Annotated in this window: 18 protein-coding genes; 5 read left to right on the forward strand and 13 right to left on the reverse strand. The window is 67.8% G+C overall.

What is annotated here, in order from left to right; translation table 11 throughout:
* Nucleotides 1-90: 90 nt before the first annotated feature.
* Nucleotides 91-1,380 carry a macrolide 2'-phosphotransferase gene (locus VXJ37_RS11045; RefSeq protein WP_331323087.1) on the forward strand — a complete coding sequence of 430 codons (1,290 nt, stop codon included), beginning with the start codon at nucleotides 91-93 and terminating at the stop codon, nucleotides 1,378-1,380.
* 42 nt (nucleotides 1,381-1,422) lie between these two features.
* Here the strand turns inward: VXJ37_RS11045 and VXJ37_RS11050 are convergent, their stop codons facing one another.
* From VXJ37_RS11050 to VXJ37_RS11060, 3 genes are all read right to left on the reverse strand, one after another.
* Nucleotides 1,423-4,950: an ATP-dependent DNA helicase gene (locus VXJ37_RS11050; protein WP_331323088.1), complete on the reverse strand. Its 3,528-nt coding sequence runs from the start codon at nucleotides 4,948-4,950 to the stop codon at nucleotides 1,423-1,425.
* A complete protein-coding gene (locus tag VXJ37_RS11055) occupies nucleotides 4,947-8,174 on the reverse strand; it encodes an ATP-dependent helicase (protein ID WP_331323206.1) in 3,228 nt (1,075 codons plus the stop codon). The genes VXJ37_RS11050 and VXJ37_RS11055 overlap by 4 nt, the downstream gene beginning before the upstream one ends.
* A gap of 170 nt (nucleotides 8,175-8,344) precedes the next feature.
* Nucleotides 8,345-8,761, reverse strand: coding sequence for an MGMT family protein (locus VXJ37_RS11060; protein WP_331323089.1), 417 nt, complete (start codon nucleotides 8,759-8,761; stop codon nucleotides 8,345-8,347).
* Between the two features lie 63 nt (nucleotides 8,762-8,824).
* Here VXJ37_RS11060 and VXJ37_RS11065 point away from each other — a divergent pair, with 63 nt between their 5' ends.
* The 4 genes from VXJ37_RS11065 to VXJ37_RS11080 all read left to right on the forward strand — a co-directional run bounded on the left by VXJ37_RS11065 (nucleotide 8,825) and on the right by VXJ37_RS11080 (nucleotide 12,347).
* Nucleotides 8,825-9,535 (forward strand): 3'-5' exonuclease, encoded by a 711-nt coding sequence (locus VXJ37_RS11065; protein ID WP_331323090.1) that lies wholly within the window; start codon nucleotides 8,825-8,827, stop codon nucleotides 9,533-9,535.
* A gap of 329 nt (nucleotides 9,536-9,864) precedes the next feature.
* Nucleotides 9,865-10,815: a substrate-binding periplasmic protein gene (locus tag VXJ37_RS11070; RefSeq protein WP_141942335.1), complete on the forward strand. Its 951-nt coding sequence runs from the start codon at nucleotides 9,865-9,867 to the stop codon at nucleotides 10,813-10,815.
* 33 nt (nucleotides 10,816-10,848) lie between these two features.
* Nucleotides 10,849-11,613 carry an amino acid ABC transporter permease gene (locus tag VXJ37_RS11075; protein ID WP_331323091.1) on the forward strand — a complete coding sequence of 255 codons (765 nt, stop codon included), beginning with the start codon at nucleotides 10,849-10,851 and terminating at the stop codon, nucleotides 11,611-11,613.
* Nucleotides 11,610-12,347 (forward strand): amino acid ABC transporter ATP-binding protein, encoded by a 738-nt coding sequence (locus tag VXJ37_RS11080; protein ID WP_141942339.1) that lies wholly within the window; start codon nucleotides 11,610-11,612, stop codon nucleotides 12,345-12,347. Before VXJ37_RS11075 ends, VXJ37_RS11080 begins: the two co-directional genes overlap by 4 nt.
* Nucleotides 12,348-12,439: 92 nt before the next feature.
* Here VXJ37_RS11080 and hemL read toward each other — a convergent pair whose 3' ends face one another.
* The 10 genes from hemL to hemE all read right to left on the reverse strand — a co-directional run bounded on the left by hemL (nucleotide 12,440) and on the right by hemE (nucleotide 23,522).
* Entirely contained in the window at nucleotides 12,440-13,771 is a 1,332-nt protein-coding gene (gene hemL, locus VXJ37_RS11085) for a glutamate-1-semialdehyde 2,1-aminomutase (protein WP_331323092.1), read from the reverse strand.
* 73 nt (nucleotides 13,772-13,844) lie between these two features.
* The gene (locus VXJ37_RS11090; RefSeq protein ID WP_331323094.1) at nucleotides 13,845-14,921 is read right to left on the reverse strand and encodes an LLM class flavin-dependent oxidoreductase; all 1,077 of its coding nucleotides are present in this window, start codon (nucleotides 14,919-14,921) and stop codon (nucleotides 13,845-13,847) included.
* The gene (gene hemB / locus VXJ37_RS11095; RefSeq protein WP_331323096.1) at nucleotides 14,918-15,901 is read right to left on the reverse strand and encodes a porphobilinogen synthase; all 984 of its coding nucleotides are present in this window, start codon (nucleotides 15,899-15,901) and stop codon (nucleotides 14,918-14,920) included. The genes VXJ37_RS11090 and hemB overlap by 4 nt, the downstream gene beginning before the upstream one ends.
* Before the next feature lie 63 nt (nucleotides 15,902-15,964).
* A complete protein-coding gene (locus VXJ37_RS11100; protein WP_331323097.1) occupies nucleotides 15,965-16,831 on the reverse strand; it encodes a uroporphyrinogen-III synthase in 867 nt (288 codons plus the stop codon).
* Between the two features lie 7 nt (nucleotides 16,832-16,838).
* A complete protein-coding gene (gene hemC, locus VXJ37_RS11105; protein WP_331323098.1) occupies nucleotides 16,839-17,837 on the reverse strand; it encodes a hydroxymethylbilane synthase in 999 nt (332 codons plus the stop codon).
* Nucleotides 17,834-19,021 (reverse strand): ferrochelatase, encoded by a 1,188-nt coding sequence (locus VXJ37_RS11110; RefSeq protein ID WP_331323207.1) that lies wholly within the window; start codon nucleotides 19,019-19,021, stop codon nucleotides 17,834-17,836. The genes hemC and VXJ37_RS11110 overlap by 4 nt, the downstream gene beginning before the upstream one ends.
* A gap of 50 nt (nucleotides 19,022-19,071) precedes the next feature.
* Entirely contained in the window at nucleotides 19,072-19,773 is a 702-nt protein-coding gene (gene hemQ / locus VXJ37_RS11115) for a hydrogen peroxide-dependent heme synthase (RefSeq protein ID WP_331323099.1), read from the reverse strand.
* Nucleotides 19,774-19,885: 112 nt separating this feature from the next.
* On the reverse strand, nucleotides 19,886-20,863 hold the full coding sequence (locus VXJ37_RS11120; RefSeq protein WP_331323100.1) for a hypothetical protein: 978 nt from the start codon (nucleotides 20,861-20,863) through the stop codon (nucleotides 19,886-19,888).
* A 112-nt stretch (nucleotides 20,864-20,975) separates the two neighbouring features.
* Complete coding sequence (gene hemG, locus VXJ37_RS11125; RefSeq protein WP_331323101.1) at nucleotides 20,976-22,424, reverse strand: protoporphyrinogen oxidase; 1,449 nt, start codon at nucleotides 22,422-22,424, stop codon at nucleotides 20,976-20,978.
* Nucleotides 22,425-22,427: 3 nt separating this feature from the next.
* Nucleotides 22,428-23,522: a uroporphyrinogen decarboxylase gene (gene hemE, locus VXJ37_RS11130; protein WP_331323102.1), complete on the reverse strand. Its 1,095-nt coding sequence runs from the start codon at nucleotides 23,520-23,522 to the stop codon at nucleotides 22,428-22,430.
* Between the last annotated feature and the right edge of the window lie 19 nt (nucleotides 23,523-23,541).

The raw sequence follows: 23,541 nt of genomic DNA on the forward strand, positions 1-23,541 counted from the left end.
GGCTGGGGCCCGCAGCCCTATTTGCAGCTATCTGAAGACTCGCCGCAACCGGACCGCTCTTCGGGACGGCGGGCAATCTACCGTGGAACAGTGAGAAGAAAACCGATTGAACTCGCGGCTATCGCAACCGCGGCAGTCCCCGGACTGACCCCGACGGCCGTTAGCTCCGCGCCGGACGACCCCGCGGACTTCGACTCGGCCCTGCTCCTCGATTCCGAAGGCAAACGCTGGCGGGTCCGGTCTCCGCGCCACGCCGAGGCCAGTGCCCGGCTGGAAACGGAGTTCCTGGTGTTGCGGGCCTTCGCTCCCGGCGTGCGCGCGGAATTGCCATTCCTCATGCCGACGGTGGCCGGCAGTGTCCGCCTGGGAACGCTGACCACCTTTGTCTACTCACACCTGTCCGGAAGCACCCGCAGCGTCGAAGAGCTGACCTCCGGGCCGGCCGGCCTGGCCCGCGAACTCGGCTCCGCCCTGGCCGCGGTCCACGACCTGCCCCGGTCACTGGTCAGCAATGCCGACCTGCCCAGCTACACCCCCAACGAGTTCCGGCAGCGGCGCCTGAACGAACTGGACCAGGCAGCAACCACCGGGAAGATCCCGGCAGCCCTGCTGCGCCGCTGGGAACACGCCATGGAGGACGTCTCCCTTTGGCGGTTCAACCCCTGCGTGGTCCACGGCGACCTGCACGAGGACAACCTGCTGGTGGAATCGGGCCGGGTGACCGCGGTAACCGGTTGGACAGACCTGCGCATCGGCGATCCTGCCGACGACTTCGCCTGGCTGGTGGCGTCCAATGAACAGGATTTCATTGACGCCGTCCTGGCCTCATACACGTCCAGCCGGCGCGACGTCCCGGACCAGCACCTGCTGCGCCGGGCCGCGCTGTCTGCTGAGTTCGCCTTGGCGCAGTACCTGGTGAAGGGGCTGGCTGCCGGAGACCAGGAGATGGTCAGCGAGGCCGAAGGAATGCTCCAGAGCCTGGCGGACGACATCGCCGAATATGGGGGCCGGCCCATCAGCGTGGAACCACTTCCGGCCACCAGCGGTTCCGGGAACGCGGGAACGGCGGCCCCCGCCCGGCCCGCAACCGACAGTGCTGCCCCTGCCACTGGAAGCGGCAGTTCTGCGGTCACTCCCGCGGTCACGGTCATCCCTGTCCCAGCCGAACCCGCCGTCCACGCAGACCCCGCCGTCGGCGTCCAGCCAGAGGCGGCCCAGGCAAAGCCTTCACCTGAGGCACGACCCGCAGTGGACGTAACACCCATCCCGGCGGAGCCGCCGCATACCGGCACTGAAGGGCAGGATCCGGATGGCGGCGCCAAGGGTCCGGATGACACGTCCACAGCCGCCCTTTCGGTGATCAACGCGAAGCAGGGCTGAACCGGGGAGATAGTCCCCCCTCCGCCCGCAGCCCTGTGCGGCCTACGGGCGGCTGAGTGCTGCCGCAAAGATGTTTTCCAGCTCTGCTGCCGTTCCCAGGTCATGCGGGCGCACCACTGCGTTGTCCGCGACATAGAAGAATGCGGCCCGCACTTCCTCCAGCGGAACATTCTGGAGGCGCGCCCACGCCAGCCGGTACACAGCCAACTGGATGGAGCGGGTCTTCAGTTGGGCGGCGGACGGCCGCCGGCCGGTCTTCCAGTCGACCAGGTCCCAGCGGCCGCCGGCATCCTGGAAAACTGCATCCACGCGTCCACGCACCACGACCTCCCCCACCCTTGTCTCCACCGGGACCTCGACGAACGCCGGTGACCTGTCAGCCCAGGGGGAAGCCTTGAAGGTTGCCACCATCTCGTCGAGGTCGTAGGCCGCATCAATGTGGTCGTCCGAACCGGGCGCCTCGCCAAGGTCCAGCATCCCCGCGGTTCCGAAGTACTCCTCTACCCACGCGTGGAACGCGGTTCCCTTCCGAGCCGACATGCCTGGCTCGCGCGGAACGGGACGCCGGAGCCGCCCCAACACCGCATGGGGGTCGTCTCCCAGGTCCACGAGGGTGGAAGCGGAGATGTGGGTGGGCAGGTGCACATCCTGTCCGCTGGACCTTCTTGCCCTGCGCTCCAGCAGCAGGGCCGCTTCCCGCGCCCAGCCTGCCGCTGGCCCGGTGAGGTCGGGCCGGGGACCGGGCAGGGCGCCGGTCCCCTTCCCGGAACTGGCCGCATGGCCTGCCCGCTCCAACGGACCCGGCTGCCCCCCGGCCTCAAGGACCGCAAGAACCCTCCGGGCGGCTGCTTCCATCGCTGTCCGGCGCCCGCGCGCCAGGCGCAACCGCTGACCGTCCCGGGGATCCACAGGCCCTTCGAGGGGGTCGTAAGGCCAGGCTGCTTCTTCTGATTCCAGTGTCAGCGGACTTTGGTCCGGGAGCGCAGCCTCGTCCAGCGACAACCGGTGCACCAGGGCGCGCGGAGGCACCCCGCCCTCAGCCGGTTGCGTCAGGGTTTCGAGCTCGGCGAGGAACGGCGACATCTCCGCCCGCCCGGCCCGGGACCCTACCCAACCGGCGCTGGACACCCACAGCACATGCTTGGCCCTGGTGTAGGCGACGTACGCCAGACGCCGTTCCTCAGACTCGCCGTGAGCCTGGACGGCGGCTTTGTAATCCTTCTCGGCATCAAGCCAGCCTTTTTGATCAGGCTGGTCGAGGTCCCACTGCGGCAGGTCTGACCGGTCTCCCCGCAAAGGCCATGGCAGCGCAGCTGCGCCGCTGCTCCAACGGGAATCCCTGTCGCTTGGAAATGCCCCGGTGTTCATTCCCGGGACGAATACAACATCCCATTCCAGGCCTTTGGATGCATGGACGGTCAACAGCTGCACGGCTTCCCTGTTGACGTCGCTGGCAGGCGCTTCCAACCCGTTTTCCTCCGCTGAGGCGGCCTCCAGCCAGGACAGGAACGCGAGGATGTCCACGCGTTGGGAGGTGCGGAGGAACCCGGCGGCTGCATCCTGGAAGGCATCGAGGTTTCGGCGGGCCTGGTGGATGCTGATCCCGGGTCGCGCTGCCACCTCGATGTCCAGCAGCATGGCCCTTTCCACTTCCCCCAGCAGCGTGGTGAGGTCGTCGCCCAAGTAGGCGCGCAACTGCCGCAGCTCGAGTGACAACCGGGCCAACCTGCTGCGCGCCCCAGCACTGAGCGTACGGCCATTCGTCGAGGTCCAGCCCTCGCGGGGCAGGAAGTCCAGGGCTTCCACCAGGCTTGCCCCGTCTGTGAGGTCACCCTCGAGGACGGGCGCATCTGCTTCATCGGTGTCAATGTCGCCGCTGCCGGCTTCGGACCCCTGCGCCGCCCTCCCGCGGCTCCGGGCCAGCTGGCCGGACCAGTCCCGCAGCGCCATGAGATCGGCAGGGCCTATCCGCCAACGTGCCCCTGCGAGCAGCCGCATGAGGGCGTCAGAGCGGCCTGGATCGGCCAGGACCCGCAAGGTGGCGACCAGGTCGACGATCTCCGGGGTGTCCAGGAGACCGCCCAGGCCGACGATTTCGTAGGGAATTCCCCGGGCTTCGAACTGCCGCCGGACTGGCTCCATTTGGGCCCGCCGCCGGCACAGCACCGCGAGGGCAGGCGGTTCGGCAGTACCGTCCGCTTTCAGCTCGAAGTCGGTGACGCGGTACCGAAGGACGTCGTCAGCAAGCGCGGCGGCTTCGTCGACGTCGCTGGCAAACCTGCCCAGCACCACCCTGCCTTCCACGGCGTACGGGCTGGGCTGCAGCGGAGGAACCTTCGCGGTGGACGATCTGCCGCCGGCCGGCCCATTGTCTGCAGACGCGCGGCCAAGGGACTGCGACATGACGTTGGCGGCCGCAAGGATGGACCTGCCGTTGCGCCATGCCGTTGTCAGATAGGACGTTGGGGCAGGCGCCCAACCGGCGCCGTTGGCGGGCGCATCAGCACGGACGGGGAACTCACGGACAAAGTGGAACAACTGTCCGGCGGAAGCACCACGGAAGCCGTAGATTGACTGGTTGGGGTCACCCACCGCCGTCACGGCATGGCCACCCCCAAAGAGGCGGGAGAAGAGGACGAGCTGGGCATGGGACGTGTCCTGGAACTCGTCGAGGAGGACCACCTTGTACCGTTGGCGCTCCATCTGCGCAGCCAGCGGAACGTCCTGGGCCACCTTTGCGGCGAGGGCCACCAGGTCCCCGAAGTCGAGGGCGCCGCGGGCACGTTTGGCTGCTGCGTAGCGGCCCACCATGTCGGCAACGCTTGCACGGGTCCGCAACATGTCCGCGAGATCGGCGGCAGCCTTGGGCGGGTTCTTCATCTTGTCTGCCAGATAGGGCAGGGCTTCAAACTCCGCAAGCCGGGCCATCAACCAGGCCTCGACATCCTCCGGTTCCTGGAGGTGTTCGGCGCACTCTCCGGCGAGCTGGATGACGGCTTTGACAAGCGTGGATTTGGCCGCGCGGAAGTGCTCGTATTCGCCGTCGTAGGCCTCGACGACCTCTCTGGCCAACTGCCAGGCCTGCGCGCCGCCAAGCAGTACGACGTCGCGCTCCACGCCGAGCCGAAGCCCATAGTCGGAGACGATACCGCTGGCGAACGAGTGGTAGGTGGACACTTTCGGCTCCAGCGCATCACTGTCGAGCAGGCCCGCAGGGAAGACATCGTGCCGGGTGTCATTTGCGGCGAGCCGCTGGAGCGCCAGAAGTTTGGACCTGATCCGGGTGGCAAGTTCGCCGGCGGCCTTGCGGGTGAAGGTCACACCCAGGACTTCTTCGGGGGTAACCCAGCCGTTGGCCACGAGCCACACCACCCGGTCCGCCATGGTGGCAGTCTTTCCCGATCCGGCACCGGCGATAACCAGCCTCGGCGCAAGGGGGGAAGAAATGATGGCGGACTGCTCAGGAGTGGGAGTGTTCTTTTCGCCGAGCAGCACGGACAGTTCTTCCGGGCTGAAACGCGCTGCCGGTGCAGGCTGTGCTGGTGTGATGGCGGACCCTGCAGTACTCATTCGGTCACCTGGCGTCCGCGTACACACAGCGGGCAAACCTCCGGGAGCCGGCAGCCGTGGCCGCCGTGGCTGCCCTTGGCGGGATCATGCCGTGCAACGAATTCACTGCCGCCCATGACGGCGGCCGCCTCCTTGACCATGTCCAAGGCCCAGTTCTCCTGCGGGTCGAGTGGTTGCTGTTGTTGGATTGCGGGACTCTTTGCACCGGTTCCGAGCTGTGCCAGCACCGCACCACCGGGAAGGCCCGGGGCATCCCGGCCGGCGTCAAAACCACCGGCCAAAACTGCCGCCTGATATGCACCGAGCTGGGGATGGCGGGTTAGTTCGTCCTTTCCCGGCTGCCGTTTGCCGGTCTTGAGGTCCACCACCACCAAGCGGCCTTCGCCGTCGATTTCCAGCCGGTCCACCTGGCCTCGGAGGACAGCCTCCCGCGCCGGGCCCTCGTCCACGCCCACTTCCCCAAGTGCCACTTCGAAGTCCAGCTCCACGCCCAGCAGGCTGCGGCCTTCACTCCTCATGGACAGCACGTACTGCGCCAGCTTGCGCACCATGGCCTCGGCACGCTGGAAGTCGAGCCGTCCCTCCCAGTTGTCCTTCATGCCAAGGGCGGGCCAGCGCCTTACGAGTTCCGCGACGTACTCGGACCCCGAGGCGTCGGGCATGTCCTGGGCGATGGCATGCACCAGCGTGCCCAGGCTGCGGGCAAAATCGGTGGCGGCCTCGCCACCTGCTGCCTGGACGAACCAGTCAAGTGGGGACTTGTGGACCGTTTCGACCTTCGACGGGGACACTGACACTGTTCCCCCCGGGGGGACAATTGCCTCCGAAGAGGTCAGGGGGGCAAGTCCCCACCACGAGTCCGGGTGGGCGCCTGCGGCTGCCGGTTCCACCGCGGCGAGATACGCAAGGACCCTGGCGGCCTCTTCCGCCTGCACCGAACCCTTGCCATCCAGGTCCTGGCCGTCCAGCTGGGCGTGTTGCCGCAGTTCGGCGACAAGGGCGCGCAGCGTCATGGGACGTTCCACGTGGGTGAAGGTCCTGCTCTCCTGTCCGGGGGCCAGCGGCGCCACGAAGTCCAGGAAGGACGAGGGCTGGTGGTCCTCCGACGATACTGCCGTACAGACCAACAGCTCGCGTGCCCTTGACACCGCCGTGGAGAAGCTGCGGAGTTCGTCATAGCGGATATCCCGCAACCGGCTCAGTGGGTCGCGCTGCAGGGCGTATGCAGGGCCGTGCTCCACGGCGTCGGCGTACAGGGTGCTGCCCAACAGTTCCCCGCGGAGCCGCGTGTTGGGCCAGACTCCTTCCTGCAGCCCCGCAATGATGACCACAGGCCATTCCCGGCCTGCCGCACTGGCCGGGGTCATCAGCTCCACGGCATCGTCCATCTGGGCGCGGGCGGCAAGGGTGTCCATGGGAAGCTCCTGGTTCAGGAGGTATTCCAGGAACTGTTCCGGGCCGGCGCCGGGCATCTGGTCCACATAGCGCTCCGCTGTGTGGAAGAGCGCCATCATGGCGTCAAGATCGCGGTCTGCACGTGCGCCATGGGGTCCGCCCGACAGGGCAATGGCGGTCCATGCAGAAGACAGTCCCGTGGAATCCCACAGTGCCCACAACACGGACTCCGCATTTGCACCTGGCAGGGAGGCCGCCTCCTGCCCCGCCTGAATCATACGTGCGGTCCGGCGGGCGGCGCGGCCCTCGATTCCGAGTGCACCGAGGGCGCCGGGTTCGAGCAGGGCCTCCACGAGCAGCGCGTCGCTGGCGCGGCCGCCGCCGCCCAGCAGTTCCTCGCGGCGCAGCGATTGCCGCAGCCTGCGCAGCTCAATGGAGGTGGCACCCCCGATGCGGGAGGTAAGGAGTGACACCGCGGCTTCCGGCGTCAACAGCTCCGGATCCAGGGCGATCGCGAAGGCGTCAAGGAGCGGACGCACGGCCACCTCATCCCGGACCGCGGACTCGGCCACCGGAACCCTTACGGGGATACCCTGCCCCGACAGGTAGCGCTGCAACTCGCTGACCTGGCCGCCGTTGCGTACGATCACGGCGATATCCGCCAGATCGCGGTTGTGGTTAATGTGCTGGTCCAGAATCCGCTGTGCCACGTACCGCAGCTCATGCACCGGAGTAGGGACCAGGTGGGCCTCCACCTTCCCCGTCATATGGGCAGCGGACCGCTGCGGGGCGCTATTGGGCTCCGCGGTGACCGTGGGTTGCCCATCCCAGACCGGCGGTTCGAGGCGGCGTGCCTGCTGTCCACCGGCACGCTGCGAAATTCGGCCTGCCACGTTCAGCCACGCCCCCGCCACCGCTGGCGCCAGGCCATGGGCGTGCCGCAGCGGTCGCTCAATGACGGACGCCTGGGCTGAAAGAAGGCGGGGCAGTTCAGCCACCAAATCGGGCCGGGCTCCCCGGAAGCCCTGGACCACTGTGTCCGGGGAAGACGTCACGTAGCAGTCGCTGCCGGCGGCGACATCGGCCAGCAGTTCGAAAATGGCGGGGTTGGCTTCCTGGATGTCGTCCACCAGGACAACCTGCAGGCGGGCCCGCTCGGCGGCCAGGAATTCCGGTGCGTCCTGGAAGATCTGCCTGGCGGCCGTGATGATCCCGGCGGGATCGAAGGCCTCGGGCATGCGCAGGTCAAGGACGTCGCGGTATTCGGCGTACAGGGCGGCTGCGGCTTTCCAGTCGGGCCGGCCGCATTCATCCGCCATGTGGGCGAGGTCTTCGGCTGTGCGCCCCGATTCAATGATGCGGTCAAAAAGTTGCCGTACTTCCTGGCGGAACCCGCGGGTTTCCAAGGCGCCGTCCAGATCCGCTGGCCATGGCAGTTCCAGCCCCGGAATCCGGTGGCCCTCCAGGAGTTCCTTGATGATGAGGTCCTGCTCCGGGCCGGAGAGCAGACGCGGCGGCCTTGAGAGCGGGATTATGCCCTGTGCCTTTGCCCGCCGGATCAGGTCGAAGGCGTAAGAGGCCCATGTCCTGGCGGGAGTAGTGCTGAGGCTCCGGTCCAGCCGGGCGGTAAACCGGTCGCGCAGGAAATCCGCTGCAAGACGCGTGGGCGCAAGGATCAGCATCCGTTCCGGGTCGACGCCGTCACGGAGGACCCTTTGGACCGCGGCCTCGACGAGGACGGTGGTCTTTCCCGTTCCCGGGGCGCCCGGCACCAGCACTGGTCCTGAGCCCTGGGTAACGTCCACCGCTGCCTGCTGGTCGGGAGTCATTCGTAGCGCCGCCGCGTGCACCTGCCTGGGCGGGAGCAGCCGAAGGGCGGGCACGCGGGAAAGATCGCTGCTGGCATCCGGGCTGCTCCCGGCGGCAAAAGCCGGTTCCTGGCCACTCCCCGGCTCGTCACGGTGAGGGTCCCAAGGGCCGGTGAAAGGAAGTGTTACGGTCACAAAACCATTCCATCATCAGGCACCGACAATCCATGGAGGCGGCGCTCCAAGTCCTCGGCGACTGCATCGATACTGTCAAAATCGCTGTCTGTCGGAGCCCAGCGCGCGGTGGCCAGGTCCACCCGCCAACGTCCCTCGCCGGTCCGCAGATAAGAACTATAGGCACCCAAAAGCGGGGTGCCTTCCTCAAGATAAAGAAGCAGCGCCTCGGCTTCGTGGCCCTCGGGTGCATGTCCGCTGGCCTTCAGGATGCGCCACCATGCGGACCCGCCCCCGTGATGGCTCATGACCGAGCCAACCTGGCGCGGACCGCCTGACCCCAAAAGCTCTGCGACGTCCCCGTAGGAGACTGCGGTCCCGGCCGGCACCAGCCTGACGACTGCCAGGACCGCCTGGACGTACTCGTTCCGCATTGATCCAATGTAGCCGCAGTGGCGTTCCCCGGAATTGTCGGTGGCTCCCCTTAGCGTTGAAGCATGAGTTCCTGGAACACCCTCCCACGCGCAGCCTTCGACCTGGAAACCACCGGCCGCAACTCGCGGGCGGCAAGAATTGTCACCGCGTCGATCACTGTCGTGGACCAGGGGGGTGAGGTCATCAAGGAGCACGAGTGGCTGGCCGATCCGGGCGTGGAAATTCCCACCGAGGCCAGCGACGTCCATGGAGTGACCACCGAACAGGCCAGGCGTGACGGCAGGCCTGCGCACGAAGTCACGCGCGAGGTCGCCGCGGTGCTGCAGGAGCTCTTCGACTCAGGCACCCCGGTGATCGCCTTCAACGCGAGCTACGACTTCACCGTGCTTGCCGCTGAATCGGCCCGCTACGGAATTCCCCAGCTCACGCGCTTCCCGGTCCTGGACCCCTACATCATGAACAAGCAGGTGGACCGGTACCGCAAGGGCAAACGCACGCTCACCGCCTTGTGCGAGGAATACGGCGTGGTCCTGGACAACGCCCACACCTCCGCTGCGGACGCCCTGGCTACCCTTCGGGTCCTTGATGCGATGGCCGGAAAGTTCCCCAAGCTGGTGATGCCGGCCCGGGAGCTCCACCAGCTGCAGGTGGACTGGGCAGTCAGCCAGGCGGCAGACTTTCAGGGGTACCTCAGGAAGACCAAACCGGCCGCGGTGATTGAGGGAGACTGGCCCGTGCTGCCGCCCCAGGATGCCACCGCCGGCGGCTTCTAATCCTCGGCGGACAGCCACTAAGTGGGAGGCATGTCACAGTCACGCTGCTTAATAAAACCGTCGCCGGGTACCAGAGAATCCTTCGCCGTAACCGGGCAGTCGCAAGTGTGATCCAGTACGCCGGAGCCCGGAGAGCGAACCCAATTCGGCGTTGAGGCCTCACCGGCCCTCTTTCTTCAACTGGCAAGGCGTTGTCACCCTAGTGAGACAATAAAGTTTTGCGGTCACCCCTGCCCGGGACACCCCAAGCAGCGCCGGGCAGGTGCCAGGCGCCTTAGCGCTGCCTTGCGGCCCGGTCGACTTATGACTCATATGAAAGTGACAACCTGATGAAAATCAAAGCGATGAAGTGGCTCACTACCGCTCCCGTTGCACTTGCCCTCGCGGTTTCCCTCGCAGCCTGCGGCGGCGCTTCCTCCCAGCCCAGCGGCTCCCCCACGGACGCCCTGAAGGGCAGTGACCAGCAGACGCTGGACAAGTACACCACCGCCAACGTCACCCCGATCGACAAGATCGACAAAACCAAGCTCGGCCTCATCACCGAGGGCACCCTGCGCGTGGGCACACTCTCGGACGCACCGCCCAACATCTTCGTTGATTCCTCCGGCAAGTTCACTGGCTATGACAATGAGCTTCTGCGCGCGATGGCCGACAAGCTCGGGCTCAAGGTCGAGTTCGCCTCCACCAAGTTCCAGGCGCTCCTCAGCCAGGTCAAGAACAAGCAGTTCGACGTCGGATCCTCCTCGATTTCCACCACCGACGCCCGCCGTGAAACGGTTGCGTTCACCAATGGCTACGACTTCGGCTACATGGCTCTGGTAACCAAAGAAGATGCCAAGGTACAGACGTTCGCCGGACTGAAGAGCGGCCTGCGCATTGGCGTCGTCAGCGGCAGTGTCCAGGAAGACTACGTCAAGAACACCCTGAACATTGAGCCTGTTTCCTTCCCCGACTACAACACTGTCTTTGCCAGCCTGAAGAGCGGGCAGGTCGACGCCTGGGTGGCTCCTTCCCAGCAGGCAACCGGCCAGGTCAAGCCCGGCGACGGCACGAAAATCGCCGAGAAGAAGCTCAACACGCAGAATTTCACCGCCTACGCCGTCGCCAAGGACAACCCTGCCCTGCTCGAAGCGCTGAATTCCGCCCTTGATGCCGTCGTTGCCGACGGCACCTGGTCCAAGCTGACGGCCCAGTGGTACACGGACCGCCCGACAGCTGCCGAGCAGACCCCCGAGGGTTGGAAGCCAGGCAGCAAGGCCGTCAAGGTCCCAGCGAACTAGACACCGGCTACCCAGAAAAGATAGCGAAGCCATATGGATTTCCTGACACGACTCGGAGAGACCTTCCTTGACTGGAACAAGATCGCTGAAGTTCTGCCAAGCATGTTTGCGGTGGGCCTGCCCAATACCCTGGTCCTTGCGATCACTTCCGGACTCATCGGGGCCTTCGCCGGCCTGATCCTGGCTCTCATGGGTATTTCGCGAAATCCTGTGGCTCGGTGGGCCGCCCGGGTGTACACAGACGTTTTTCGTGGACTCCCGGCGGTCCTCACCATTCTGGTCATCGGCCTTGGATTCGGACCGATCTTCCGCGAGATGACGGGCAGCAACAGCCCTTACCCCATGGGCGTCGCCGCTCTGGCGCTCATGGCCGCCGCGTACACGGGCGAAATCTTCCGTTCCGGAATTCAGAGCGTAGACAAAGGGCAGCTTGAGGCGTCACGTGCCCTGGGATTCGGCTACGGCCCGTCCATGCGCCTCGTAGTGGTTCCCCAGGGTATTCGCCGGGTGCTTCCTGCCCTCATGAACCAGTTCATTGCGCTGATCAAGGATTCCTCTTTGGTATTCACCCTGGGCCTGCTGGCCTCGGAACGGGAACTGTTCCAAATCGGCCAGGACGCCGCGGCTCGCAGCGGTAACCTGTCCCCGTACGTGGCAGCTGCCATTTTCTACCTGGCCATGACTATTCCGCTCACCCACCTGGTCAACCACATCGACGCCCGGCTGCGTACGGGGCGGCCCGAAAAGAAAGAACCGGACGACGCCGCGGCTGTCGTTGGAAAGGGAGCCCAGGCATGAGCGAATTTGCGTCGGGAACACTGAGCGCCAAGAACATCCACCTTTCCTTTGGCAGCAACCACGTCCTGCGGGGCATCGACCTGCACGTGCCCCAAGGCACCACGGCGTCAGTCATTGGCCCGTCAGGGTCCGGGAAGTCCACGCTGCTGCGGGTCATGAACCGGCTGATCGAACCTGACCAGGGCGACATCCTGCTCGATGGCCGCTCGGTGTTGAAGGACAACCCGGATGAGCTCCGGCGCCGGATCGGCATGGTGTTCCAGCAGTTCAACCTCTTCCCGCACAAGACCGTGGAGGAAAACGTCTCACTGGCCCTGCGGAAGCTGCGCAAGCTCTCCAAGGAGGAGGCGCGCAGCGAGGCGCTGGAGCAGCTGGACCTGGTGGGCCTGAAGCACAAGGCTGATTCCCGTCCGGCCAATCTTTCCGGTGGCCAGCAGCAGCGCGTGGCCATTGCCCGCGCGCTTGCCATGAAGCCTGAGGTCATGTTCTTCGACGAGGCCACCTCCGCCCTGGACCCGGAACTGGTCAAGGGCGTCCTGGCATTGATGACGGACCTCGCCAAAGGCGGCATGACCATGGTGGTGGTAACCCACGAGATGGGCTTCTCCCGCAACGTCTCGGACGCCGTGACTTTCATGGATGCCGGTGTGGTGGTGGAGTCGGGGCCGCCCGAGCAACTCTTTACCGACCCCCGGACGGACCGCCTCAAAGGTTTCCTCTCCGACGTCCTGTAGTACCCGAAGCACGAAAAGAAATCCCCGCCTGCAGTGTGAAGGCGGGGATTTCTTTGTCTATGGGAGTGAAAGGGACGCGCCGTCCCCCGCAGTTACGCCTGGGCGGCAGCGGCGGCCTTGGCGGCGGCCGGCAGCGCGTCGTAGATCCGGTTCATCGCGTCGTCGTCGTGAGCCGCGGAGAGGAACCAGGCCTCGAAGACGGACGGCGGCAGGTAGACCCCTGATTCCAGCATCGAGTGGAAGAACGGGGCGTAGCGGAACGCCTCCTGCGCCTGCGCGTCGGCGTAGTTGTGGACGCCGTTGGCCGAGGTACCGAACGCCACCGAGAAGAGGTTCCCCGCGAACTGGATGGAGTGGTCAACACCTGCGGCATCCAGGGCGCTGGAGACGGCGGAGGACAGTTCCAGCGACCGGACGTCAATAAAGGAGTAGACGTCCCGGGTGGCGTGGGTCAGGGTGGCAACACCAGCCGCCATGGCCACCGGGTTTCCGGACAGGGTGCCGGCCTGGTACACGGGGCCGGTGGGTGCCAGGTAGTCCATGACGTCTGCGCGGCCGCCGAGCGCCGCCGTCGGCATGCCGCCGCCGATGACCTTTCCGAAAGTGAGCAGGTCAGGTGTCCACGGGTCCTCGGCATCCGGCGCACCGCCGGTGAGGCCCCAGTAACCGGAGTAGCCGGTGCGGAAACCGGTGAGGACCTCATCGATGATGAGGAGCGCGCCGTGCTCGCGGGTGATCCGCGACAGCCCGGCGTTGAACCCTTCAGCCGGGGTGACTACCCCCATGTTGGCCGGTGCGGCCTCCGTGATCACGGCGGCGATGTCCTGCCCGTGAGCGGCGAAAGCTTCCTTGACGGCCGTGAGGTCGTTGTACGGGAGCACCAGGGTTTCGGCCGCGGTGGCTTCGGTGACGCCGGCGGAACCGGGCAGGGCAAGGGTTGCCACGCCCGAGCCTGCCGCGGCCAGGAGGCCGTCCAGGTGGCCGTGGTAGCAGCCGGCGAATTTGATGATGAGGTTCCGGCCGGTGAAGCCGCGGGCCAAACGGACCGCCGTCATGGTGGCTTCGGTTCCGGTGGACACCATGCGGAGGCGCTCGACGGCGGGCACGCGTTCCTGCACGATGGCGGCCAGGTTGGCCTCGTCCGGGGTGGAGGCGCCGAAGGAGAGGCCGCGGTCCACTGCAGCGTGAACGGCGTCGAGGACGGCCGGGTGGGCGTGGCCCAGCAGTGCCGGTCCCCACGAGCAGACCAGGTCCACGTATTCCTTGCCATCGGCGTCGGTCAGGTACGCTCCCTTGGCCGAGACCATGAAGCGCGGCGTGCCGCCGACCGAGCCAAAGGCACGGACCGGGGAGTTGACCCCGCCCGGCATCAGCTGGCGGGCGCGGTCGAAGAGTGCCTCGTTGCGGGCGTTGCTGGAAGTCATGGTTCCTATTCTCTCAGTTAGCAGGTGAGCCGGGCAGCATGGGGCCGGCAACACGGTTGAGCCAGGGGCAGGGTCAGCCTGCGAGCAGCTCGGCGACCCGGGGTGCCACCGCCGTGCCCATCAGTTCAATGGAGCGCATCATGGACGCGTGCGGCAGCGGACCGTTGCTGTATTTGAGGTCGAAGCGGTCGACGCCCAGGGTGCGCTTCAGCCGGACGATTTTACGGGCCACCGTTTCCGGCGATCCAACGTAGAGGGCGCCTTCCGTGGAGCACAGGGCGTCGAACTCGCCCCGCCCGGCCGGCCCCCACCCGCGCTCGGCCCCGAGCTTGTTGCGCAGCTGCAGCCAGTGCGGGAACAGTTCCTCCCGGGCCTGCTCGTCGGTGTCGGCCACATGTCCCGGCGAGTGGGTGGCGATCTGCTGCATCGGGTGCCCGTACTTGGACATGGCCTCCCGGTACAGGTCGGCCAGCGGCCGGAACCCCCGGGGCTGCCCGCCGATGATGGCGAAGATGATCGGAAAGCCGTAGTGGGCGCAGCGGAGCACGGACTCCGGTGTTCCGCCTACGCCGATCCATGTGGGCAGCAGGTGGTGTTCCAGCGGCGGGTAGACGCTCAAACCGTGCAGGGCCGGCCGGGTACGGCCCTCCCAGTGCACCGGTTTTTGGGCCCGGACCTTGCTGAACAACTCCAGCTTTTCCTCGAACAGCATCTCGTAGTCCGCCAGGTCCAGGCCGAACAGCGGGAAGGACTCCACGAAGGATCCCCGTCCCAGCATCACTTCGGCGCGGCCGTCGGAGACGGCATCGACGGTTGCAAAGCGCTGGAACACCCGGATGGGATCGTCCGAGCTCAGCACGGTCACTGCCGAACCAAGGCGGATGCGGGTAGTCCGTGCCGCGGCTGCGGCCAGGAAGACTTCCGGCGCGGACACGGCGTAGTCCTTGCGGTGGTGCTCCCCCACGCCAAAGGCATGGAGTCCGACGGCGTCTGCAAGTTCGGCCTGCTCCAGCAGTTGGCGCAGGACCTGGGCGTGCGGCTGCGGGCTGCCGTCGGAATTTACGCCGACGTCCCCGAACGTGTTCAGGCCGAGGAGGATGCTGTCCTCCCCCACCGGTGTGGTGGGTCCGACGGCCGGTCCGTCTGTCACCTGGATTCCTTGAGCCAGCCGGCCAGCTCGGCGGCCCAGTAGGTGAGGACGGTGTGGGCGCCGGCGCGGCGGATGCCCAGCACGGATTCGGTGATGGCGGCACGCCGGTCGATCCAGCCGTTGGCGGCCGCGGCCTCGATCATGGCGTACTCGCCGGAGATCTGGTACGCGGACACGGGGACGGGGCTCATCGCTGCCACGTCCGCAACGATGTCCAGATAGCTCATGGCCGGCTTGACCATGATGATGTCGGCGCCTTCGGCGAGGTCCAGTTCCACCTCGCGCAGGGCTTCGGTGCGGTTGCCGGCGTCCATCTGGTAGGTCCGGCGGTCGCCCTTGAGCTGGGAGTCAACCGCTTCCCGGAAGGGGCCGTAGAACGCCGAGGCATACTTCGCCGCATAGGCGATAAGCGACGTGTTTACGTGGCCGGCGTCGTCCAGGGCCGAGCGGATAGCGGCGATCTGGCCGTCCATCATGCCCGAGGGGCCAAGCATGTGGGCGCCTGCTTCGGCCTGCGCCACGGCCATCCGTGCGTAGATCTCCACCGTGTGGTCGTTGTCCACGTAGCCCTCGGCGTCGAGCACTCCGCAGTGCCCGTGGTCCGTGAATTCGTCCAGGCACACGTCGCTCATGACCACCAGGTCATCGCCCACCTCGGCCCGGACGTCACGGATGGCTTTATTCAGCACCCCCTCCGGATCGAGGGCGGCGGTCCCTTCGGCGTCGCGCGTTTGGGGAATGCCGAAGAGCATGATGCCGCCCAGGCCCAGCTCAACCGCCTCCGCAGCGGCCCGCTTGAGGGTGTCGGTGGTGTGCTGGACGACGCCGGGCATGGACGTGATGGGGTTCGGCTCCGTCAGTCCCTCGCGGATGAAGGCAGGAAGGATGAGTTCCGACGGTGCGAGGCGGGTTTCGGCGGTCAGCCGGCGCATGGCGGGGGTGGTGCGCAGGCGGCGGGGGCGTTGGTGGGGGAAAGTCATGGGTCCGGTCCTTCGCGTTTGTCTTTTGAGGCTGTTGGTTAACGGGGAAGCGCTGCGGCTTCGTCAGGGCGGGCTAAGCGCCTTCGCAACGGCCGCCACCAGTCCGTCGGGGGTGGGCTCCGCCGCCACGGCTGCCACGTCAAGGCCCAGGGCAACTGCCTGGTCCGCCGTCGAACGGCCGATCACCACCAGCCGGCAGCCGGCCAGCGGCCCAAGCCCGGCGACCCGGCGGACTGCGCTTGGCGACGCGGCGATCACCGCGGCCATGCGGCCTGCCGCGATGTCAGCGGCGGCAGCTTCCGGGGTCAGGAGGGAGTACGACGGCGGCTGCACACCGGCGTCGTCCGCCGCCGTCCGGACGGCGAGACGACGCTCCGCTGCCGCGGGATAGTCGACAGTGCGGTACGCAGTCACCGTGGTGACATTGCTGTCCGCCGCCGCCAGTCCGTCAGCCAGGGCGGGTGAGGCGATGTCCGCCTGCGGCAGGAGGATCCTGCCTGTCCCTGGCCAGACGTCAAGCAGGCCGGCAGCCGACTGCTCTCCGGGCGGGGTGAGGGCGACAGCCAGTCCCCCGGCCTCGAGCAATCTGCGTGTTGCGGGACCGATGGCGGCAATCAGCGTCCCGGAGGGAACCAGCTGGTCCAGGCCCAGCCCCCGTTCCGCTGCCTTTTCCAGGAGGACGTGGACCGTAGTGGCGCTGCTGACCACCAGCCAGTCAAAGGCGCCCGCGGCCAGGGCGTCGCAGGCGACATCCAGTGCGTGCTGGTCCGGGGCCCGTTCGAAGTCGATGAGCGGCAACAGCACCGGCGTTGCGCCGGCCTCTTCCAGCGCCGCCACGAGGGCAGCGGACCGTTCAGGGCTGCGGGTGACCAGGACCCGCGCCCCGCCAAGCGGTGCCTGGGCTCCGGACCCGCTGGAAGGCTCCGTCATCGCCAGGTCAGGACGCCTGCAGGTCTGCGATGTCGGCGGCGCCGGCGGCAAGGAGGGCTTCGGCCAGTTCAATGCCCAGCAAGGTGGCGCCCACTTCCGTCAACCCGTCGGTGGCGCGCTTGTCACGCACGGTGTCGGTACCGTCAACGGCGCAGACCACCGCTTCAAGGTGCAGCATGCTGCCTTTGCGGTAGGCGTAGGCCCCCACCGGAGCGGCGCAGCCCGCCTCGAGCCGGGCCAGCAAGGCGCGCTCGGCAGTGACGGCGAGGCGGGTGTCGGGGTCGTCCAAAGCCGCCAGGGCCTGGGCCAGCACCTCCCGGGAGCCTTCTGTTGACCCCGGTTTCGGCGGAGCATCGGCCGTCCGGCATTCGATGGCAAGGGAACCCTGGCCGGCTGCAGGCAGCATGACATCGGTTTCCAGGTACTCGGTGACGGCGTCAAGCCTGCCAATCCGTTCCAGGCCGGCAGCCGCAAGGACCACCGCGTCCAGGTCGCAGGACTTTCCGGCCACCACCTGGTCAGTGGCGTTGCCGGGCAGTCCGGGAACCCGGCCCAGCCGGGTGTCCACGTTGCCGCGGATGTCCACGATGTCCAGGTCCGCCCGGGCCGCCCGCAGCTGGGCTGCACGCCGCGGCGAACCGGTGCCGACGCGGGCTCCGACCGGCAGGTCGGCAAGCTTCAAGCCATCACGGGCACACAGGACGTCCCGGACGTCCACCCGCCGCGGCGTGGCGGCAAGGCTGAGCCCTACCGCCGCACCTGTGGGCAGGTCCTTGAGCGAGTGGACGGCCACATCGCACTCGTTGCGCAGGAGCGCGTCACGCAGGGCGGCGACAAAGACGCCGGTGCCGCCCATCTGGGACAGCGGTCCGGTGAGGACGTCCCCGTCCGTGCGGACGTGCACCAGCTCCACGGGGAAGCCTCCGACGGCGGCGAGCTGGTCCGCCGTCTGCCGGGTCTGGGTGAGCGCCAGTTTGCTGGCGCGGGTTCCGATCCGGACGGTCACGGCTGCGCCGTTTCACCGGCAGTGTCTGAGGGGTACGGGTCGTGCCCGGTGCCAACAGTGGTGTCCGCGCCCGAAATGGTCGGCTTTTCGCCGCGGAAGTTGGCGCAGCAGCCCGGCCTGCAGACGTCGTACCAGGGACCAAGATCGGTAAATGCCGGGCGGTCGCTGATGTTGTTGGCCACGGTCCGCTCGCAGATCAGGTCCACCAGGCCGTCCACAAACTTGCGGTGTGTCCCGGGGGTGGGAACGCGGGTGGCCACCAGTCCCAGGTTGGCACAGGTTTCCATGGCCTCGGTGTCCAGGTCCCAGACAACTTCCATGTGGTCACTGACAAAGCCGAGGGGAACGATGACGATGCCCTTGACGCCCTGGCCGGCTAGTTCCTCAATGGCGTCGTTGATGTCCGGTTCCAGCCACGGCACATGCGGGGCACCCGAACGGGACTGGTACACCAGGGACCATGGCGCGTCGAGCCCGGATTCGTCCTTGACCCGCCCCATGACGGCCGTGCCATTGGCCAGGTGCTGGGCCACGTAGGCGGAGCCTTCCTCGAACTGGCGCGGCTCACCTTCGGACCGGCCTGCGGCCTCGGCGTCGCGGGTGGGAATGGAGTGGGTAGCGAACAGGACGTGGACGGGGGCGTCCGGCGTGCCTGCTTCGGCGAGCTTGGCCCGCACCTCAGCCAGGCCGGCGGCGGTGCCCTCCACGAACGGCTCCACGAAACCGGGGTGGTCGAAGTACTGGCGGACCTTGTCCACTTCGAGTTTGCCGTCCAGGCCGGTCTCCGTCAGCGCCATGCCGATGTCCTCGCGGTACTGGCGGCAGCTGGAGTAACAGGAGTAGGCACTCGTGGTGAGCATCAGCACCCGGCGGTGGCCGGCGTCGTACGCTTCCTGCAGGGTCTCCGGGATGTAGGGAGCCCAGTTGCGGTTGCCCCACAGCACGGGCAGCTCGATGCCGCGGGCAGCGAGTTCGGCTTCCAGTGCCGCCTTCAGCTCGCGGTTCTGCTGGTTGATGGGGCTGACGCCGCCGTTGGCCCGGTAGTGGTGCGAGACTTCCTCAAGCCGCTCGTCCGGGATGCCGCGGCCGCGGGTGACGTTCCGGAGGAACGGGATGACGTCCTCCTGCCCTTCCGGGCCGCCGAAGGAGGCGAGCAGGACGGCGTCGTAATTCTTCGGGGCCATCCGTCCGGCCTCGGTGACGGGGTTGACTGCGGTGGCCTGCTGTTCCGGGCTCACGCGAGGACCTCGGCAACCTCGTCGGCGGAGATGCGGCGCCCGGTGTAGAACGGAACTTCCTCGCGCACGTGGTTGCGTGCCTCCGTGGCGCGCAGGTGACGCATGAGATCCACCAGGTCCACCAGCTCCGGCGCCTCCAGGCCCAGGATCCATTCCCAGTCGCCCAAGGCGAAGGAGGACACGGTGTTGGAGATGACCTGCGGGAAGTCGCGTCCCAGCAGGCCGTGGTCGCGGAGCATCTTGCCGCGCTCGGCCTCGGGCAGGATGTACCACTCGTAGGACCGCACGAACGGGTAGACACAAAGCCACTCGGCGGGAGCCACGCCCCGGGAGTAGGCGGGCGTGTGGTTCTTGGCGAACTCGGCCTCGCGGTGGACACCCATGGCGGACCATACGATTTCAGTGCCGGCAAAGAGGGTGCTGCGGCGGATGTCGCGGATGGCCTGCTGCAGGGCCTCCGGCTTGGAGCCGTGGAGCCACACCATGACGTCGGCATCGGCGCGCATGGCCGAGACGTCGTAGCTGCCCCGGTGCGTGACGCCGGCGGCGGCGAGCCGCTCCAGCAGCGCCTCGAAATCGGCGGCGGCGTCAGCGCTGCGGACCACAGGCTCCGACCGCTTGAATACCGTCCAAAGGGTAAAGAACTGCTCGGCTGATTCTTCGGTTTTAGTGACAGATTCGGCAGAAGTGTGGCTCATGGTTACCAGTTTGCCCCTTCCCTGCCCCCAAGACGAAACCGAACAGTTCTACAACTCGTAGAAGTGAGCAAAGTCACATTTTGCCGTGCGGCACGCCGCGATGGACCGCTTATCAGGGGCGGCGCATGCGAAGGAACACCAGCCCCGCGGCGGCACCCACGCCAACCAGCCCGGCGCCCAACCAGACCATGGCGCCGGGCATGTCCCGCAGCGGCCCAACGGAGGACACCGGCCGTCCCGGGCCTGCCTGCTCGCCGGCCGCCTGCGGCATCCGCGTGGGCTGGGAGTTCCTGGCATTGATGGACAGAGCTGTGGGCAGCGGAGAGGCCGTGGCTCCTTGCGCACCGGGTCCCTCGGAGCCGACCCCGAGGGTACCGGGCAGGAAATTTCCCTCAGCACCGGCACCCGGCGCAGCGGACTGTTCGGCGGGCACCGGGGCGGCCACTCCCTGACCGGCTCCGGGGGCGGCTCCCCCGGCCGGCGCGGCAACTGCCGGCAACTGGCTTGTAACGCCTGCGGCCGGAGCTGCTCCTGCCGCAGGCGCAGCACCGGGCGTGGAGGCCGTGCCGGGACCAAATGGTGCGGCGGGCGTCCCGGGCCGGGCGGCCGAGGGCGACGCGGTTGGCGCCGCAGCAGACGTGGTTTGCGGGCCGGGAGCCAGCGGCGTCCCCGAGGTCGCCGGAGCTGTAGGCGCCGGGGCCCAGTCCCCGGACGGGGAAACGGTGATCGCCGGAAGCAAGGCGCCGGGCAACGCAGGGAGTGCGGACGGCGTGCCTATTGCCGGGGTGCCGGGCGCGGGTCCTGCCGGGTTCTGCCCCTCGTTTCCCTGCGGGGCGGACCCACCGTTCCCGGCCGCGCCGGCCGTCGCGGCAGCGGTTTGCCGGGCAGCGATGGACAGCCCGAAGGCCGCACCAGTGGCGGCCGGGGCTGCGGGGTCCTGCGGAGGGGGGACTGCGTCGTCTGCCAGGGACGCCTGGACGCCGGTGGAAAGAACCAGTACCGCTCCGACGGCCGCTGCTGCGGTGCCTCGCCGGATTCCCCCATGGATACCGGTCCGGGACATTGAAAGCTCGGACCTGTGTTGAACCATAGTTATCGACCCTAACCAGAACGATTGGCCGATTGGAAACCGGACAGCACGGCCGGAGGTGTTCCGCGGACAGCAGTCCAGCAGCGGAAACCGCCCTGACCAGCAGCGACGCTCAGGTGAGGGTCAGCAGGCCGATTTGCTCGCGTGTGTCGGCCACCACAGCGGCAAGGCCGTTCCCTGCCACCCAGCCGCCCACGACGGCCAGTCCGCCCGCGGCAGTGCACGCCTGGCGGATTTGCGCCGCCCGTGCCCGGTGCCCCACGGCGGCGAACGGCAGGGCCCCGCGCCAGCGGACCACGTCCCAGCCCCGCACGTCCTCCCCGGAGATCCGGACGCCCAACAGGGCCGAGGCATCGCGGAGGGCGGCGGTAAACAGCTCATCCTCGGTTTCGGGACCGGAGGGCTGCGCCGAAGCACCGTCCACGCGGCCATAGGAAAGACGGAGCACATGGCGTCCCGGGCCGGCAGCGGCTGCCAGCCAGTCCCATTTGCCGGTGGCGTGCGTCAGCGCCTTGGCTTGGACGCCCGGTGTCTGCGGCGCCACCAGGATTCCCGTTCCGCGGGGGCGCCGGTCCAGCTCCGGTTTGTCCAGGACCAGCGTGACCAGTTTGACGTCGGGCCCCGCCGCCGGTTTCTTTCCGGCGACCGCGGGGACCGCCTGTTCCAGCAGTCCGACGGCGGCAGGTCCCTCTACCGCGACGACCAGCAGGGTGCCATGGAAGGTTGTCCCCGCGCCCTGCACATGCCAACCGGCCGGGGAGCGGGAAATTGTTGTGGCGGGGGTGCCCGGCAGGAGGGTCACTCCCCGGCCCCGGAGGTCCGCCACCAGGGCGTCCACCAGGGTGTGCATTCCGCGGTTGAGGCCTGCGACGGCGGACCCAGCCTTGGCGGGTTGGGCCCCCGGGGCTTTGCCGGGCGTTCCTGCGCCACGCCGCTGCGCCGAAACCGCGGCAGCGAGGGAACCATGCCTGCGCAGCCCGGCACGCAGCCCGGGGGCCACCATGTCGACGTCGAGCAGGCCGGGATCAGCGGAGTGGACCCCGCCCACCACCGGTGAGACCAGCCGTTCCAGCACCCGCGAACCCATCCGGGTCCGGACCAGGGAGGAGACGCTGGTGACGCCGGCTCCGGCACCCACAGAGGCCGGCAGCAGCCGGTCCAGGGAGGCGCGGAGTGAGCCCAGGATACCCAGCGTCCTGCGGACCTCGGGGTCCCAGGGGTTGGCGGGGATGCCCAGTACGCCGGCGCGGGGCAGCTCGCGGGGCCCGTCCGGAAGCTGCACCCAGGCACCTCCGGGACGTGGGGGAACAATTTCCCCGCCGAGCCCGAGTTCGGCGCAGAGCCGGGCTACGGCGTCGGACCTGGTGGCGAACGACTCGGCGCCGCTGTCCAAGGTGAGCCCGGCGACGGTATGGCTGCCCACGCACCCGCCCCACGCCGTGCCCGCCTCGAGGACGGTCACCTCATAACCGGCCGCGGCGAGTTCCCGGGCGGAGAGCAGTCCGGAGATCCCGCCGCCCACCACCAGCGCCCTGCCGGGCTTCGCCGGCGAGCTGCCCATGGCTTACTCCGGCGCGATGGAGTGGATGAGCTCCACCACCCGCGTCAGGACGTCCGGGTCCGTTTCGGGCGGAACGCCGTGTCCCAGGTTCAGGACGTGGCCGGGCGCGGCGGAACCGGCGGCAATGACGTCACGGACGTGCGCTTCGAGGATGTCCCAGGGGGCTGCCAGGAGCGCGGGGTCGATGTTCCCCTGCAGCGGCACGGTTCCGCCCAACCGGCGGTTTGCCTCGTCCAGGGGCAGCCTGTAGTCGACGCCCACCACGTCCACGCCCACGTCGCGCATGGCCACGAGCAGTTCCGACGTGCCGGTACCGAAGTGGATGAGCGGGGCACCAAGGTGCCGGACGTGGTCCAGGGCGCGGGCCGACGCCGGCGCAACGTATTTGGTGTAGTCGGCAAGTCCCAGCGAGCCGGCCCAGGAGTCGAAGAGCTGCGCGGCGGAGGCGCCGGCCTCCAGTTGGGCCTGCAGGAACATGCCGGAGGCGTCGGCGGCCCAGTTGGCCAGCGCCGTCCAGGTCTCCGGGTCCGCGTGCATCATGGTCCGGGGCCCGAGGTGATCACGGGACGGCTTGCCTTCCACCATGTAGGCCGCCAGGGTGAACGGCGCACCGGCGAACCCGATGAGTGGGGTCTTTCCCAGTTCCGCCACCGTCAGCCGGACCGCTTCGCGGATGGGCTCCAGGGCTTCCCACGTGAGCTGCGGCAGGGCGGCGACATCGGCCGCCGTGCGTACGGGCTTGTCCAGGACGGGCCCTACCCCCGGGACGATGTCGACGCCCACCCCGGCAAGCTTCAGGGGAATGACAATGTCCGAAAAGAAGATTCCAGCATCCACGTCATGCCGGCGGACGGGCTGCAGCGTGATCTCGGAGGCCAGCTCCGGCCGGAGGCAGGAGTCAAGCATGGCGATGCCCTCGCGGACCTTCAGGTACTCCGGCAGTGACCGGCCCGCCTGCCGCATGAACCAGACAGGGCGGCGGGACGGCTTGCCCCCTCGGTAGGCCGTGATCAGCGGTGAGTCTGCGGTACGGCCGTCCATCAGTGGATGGTCTGCGGCGAGGGCGCCGGCAGCGGAGACGGCAGGGCTAGGAGTCATGCTTTTGATTGTGCCGAAA

Origin of the sequence: Pseudarthrobacter phenanthrenivorans (genome assembly GCF_036455295.1) — a bacterium.
In the GTDB taxonomy this organism is placed as follows: Bacteria; Actinomycetota; Actinomycetes; order Actinomycetales; family Micrococcaceae; genus Arthrobacter; species Arthrobacter phenanthrenivorans_C.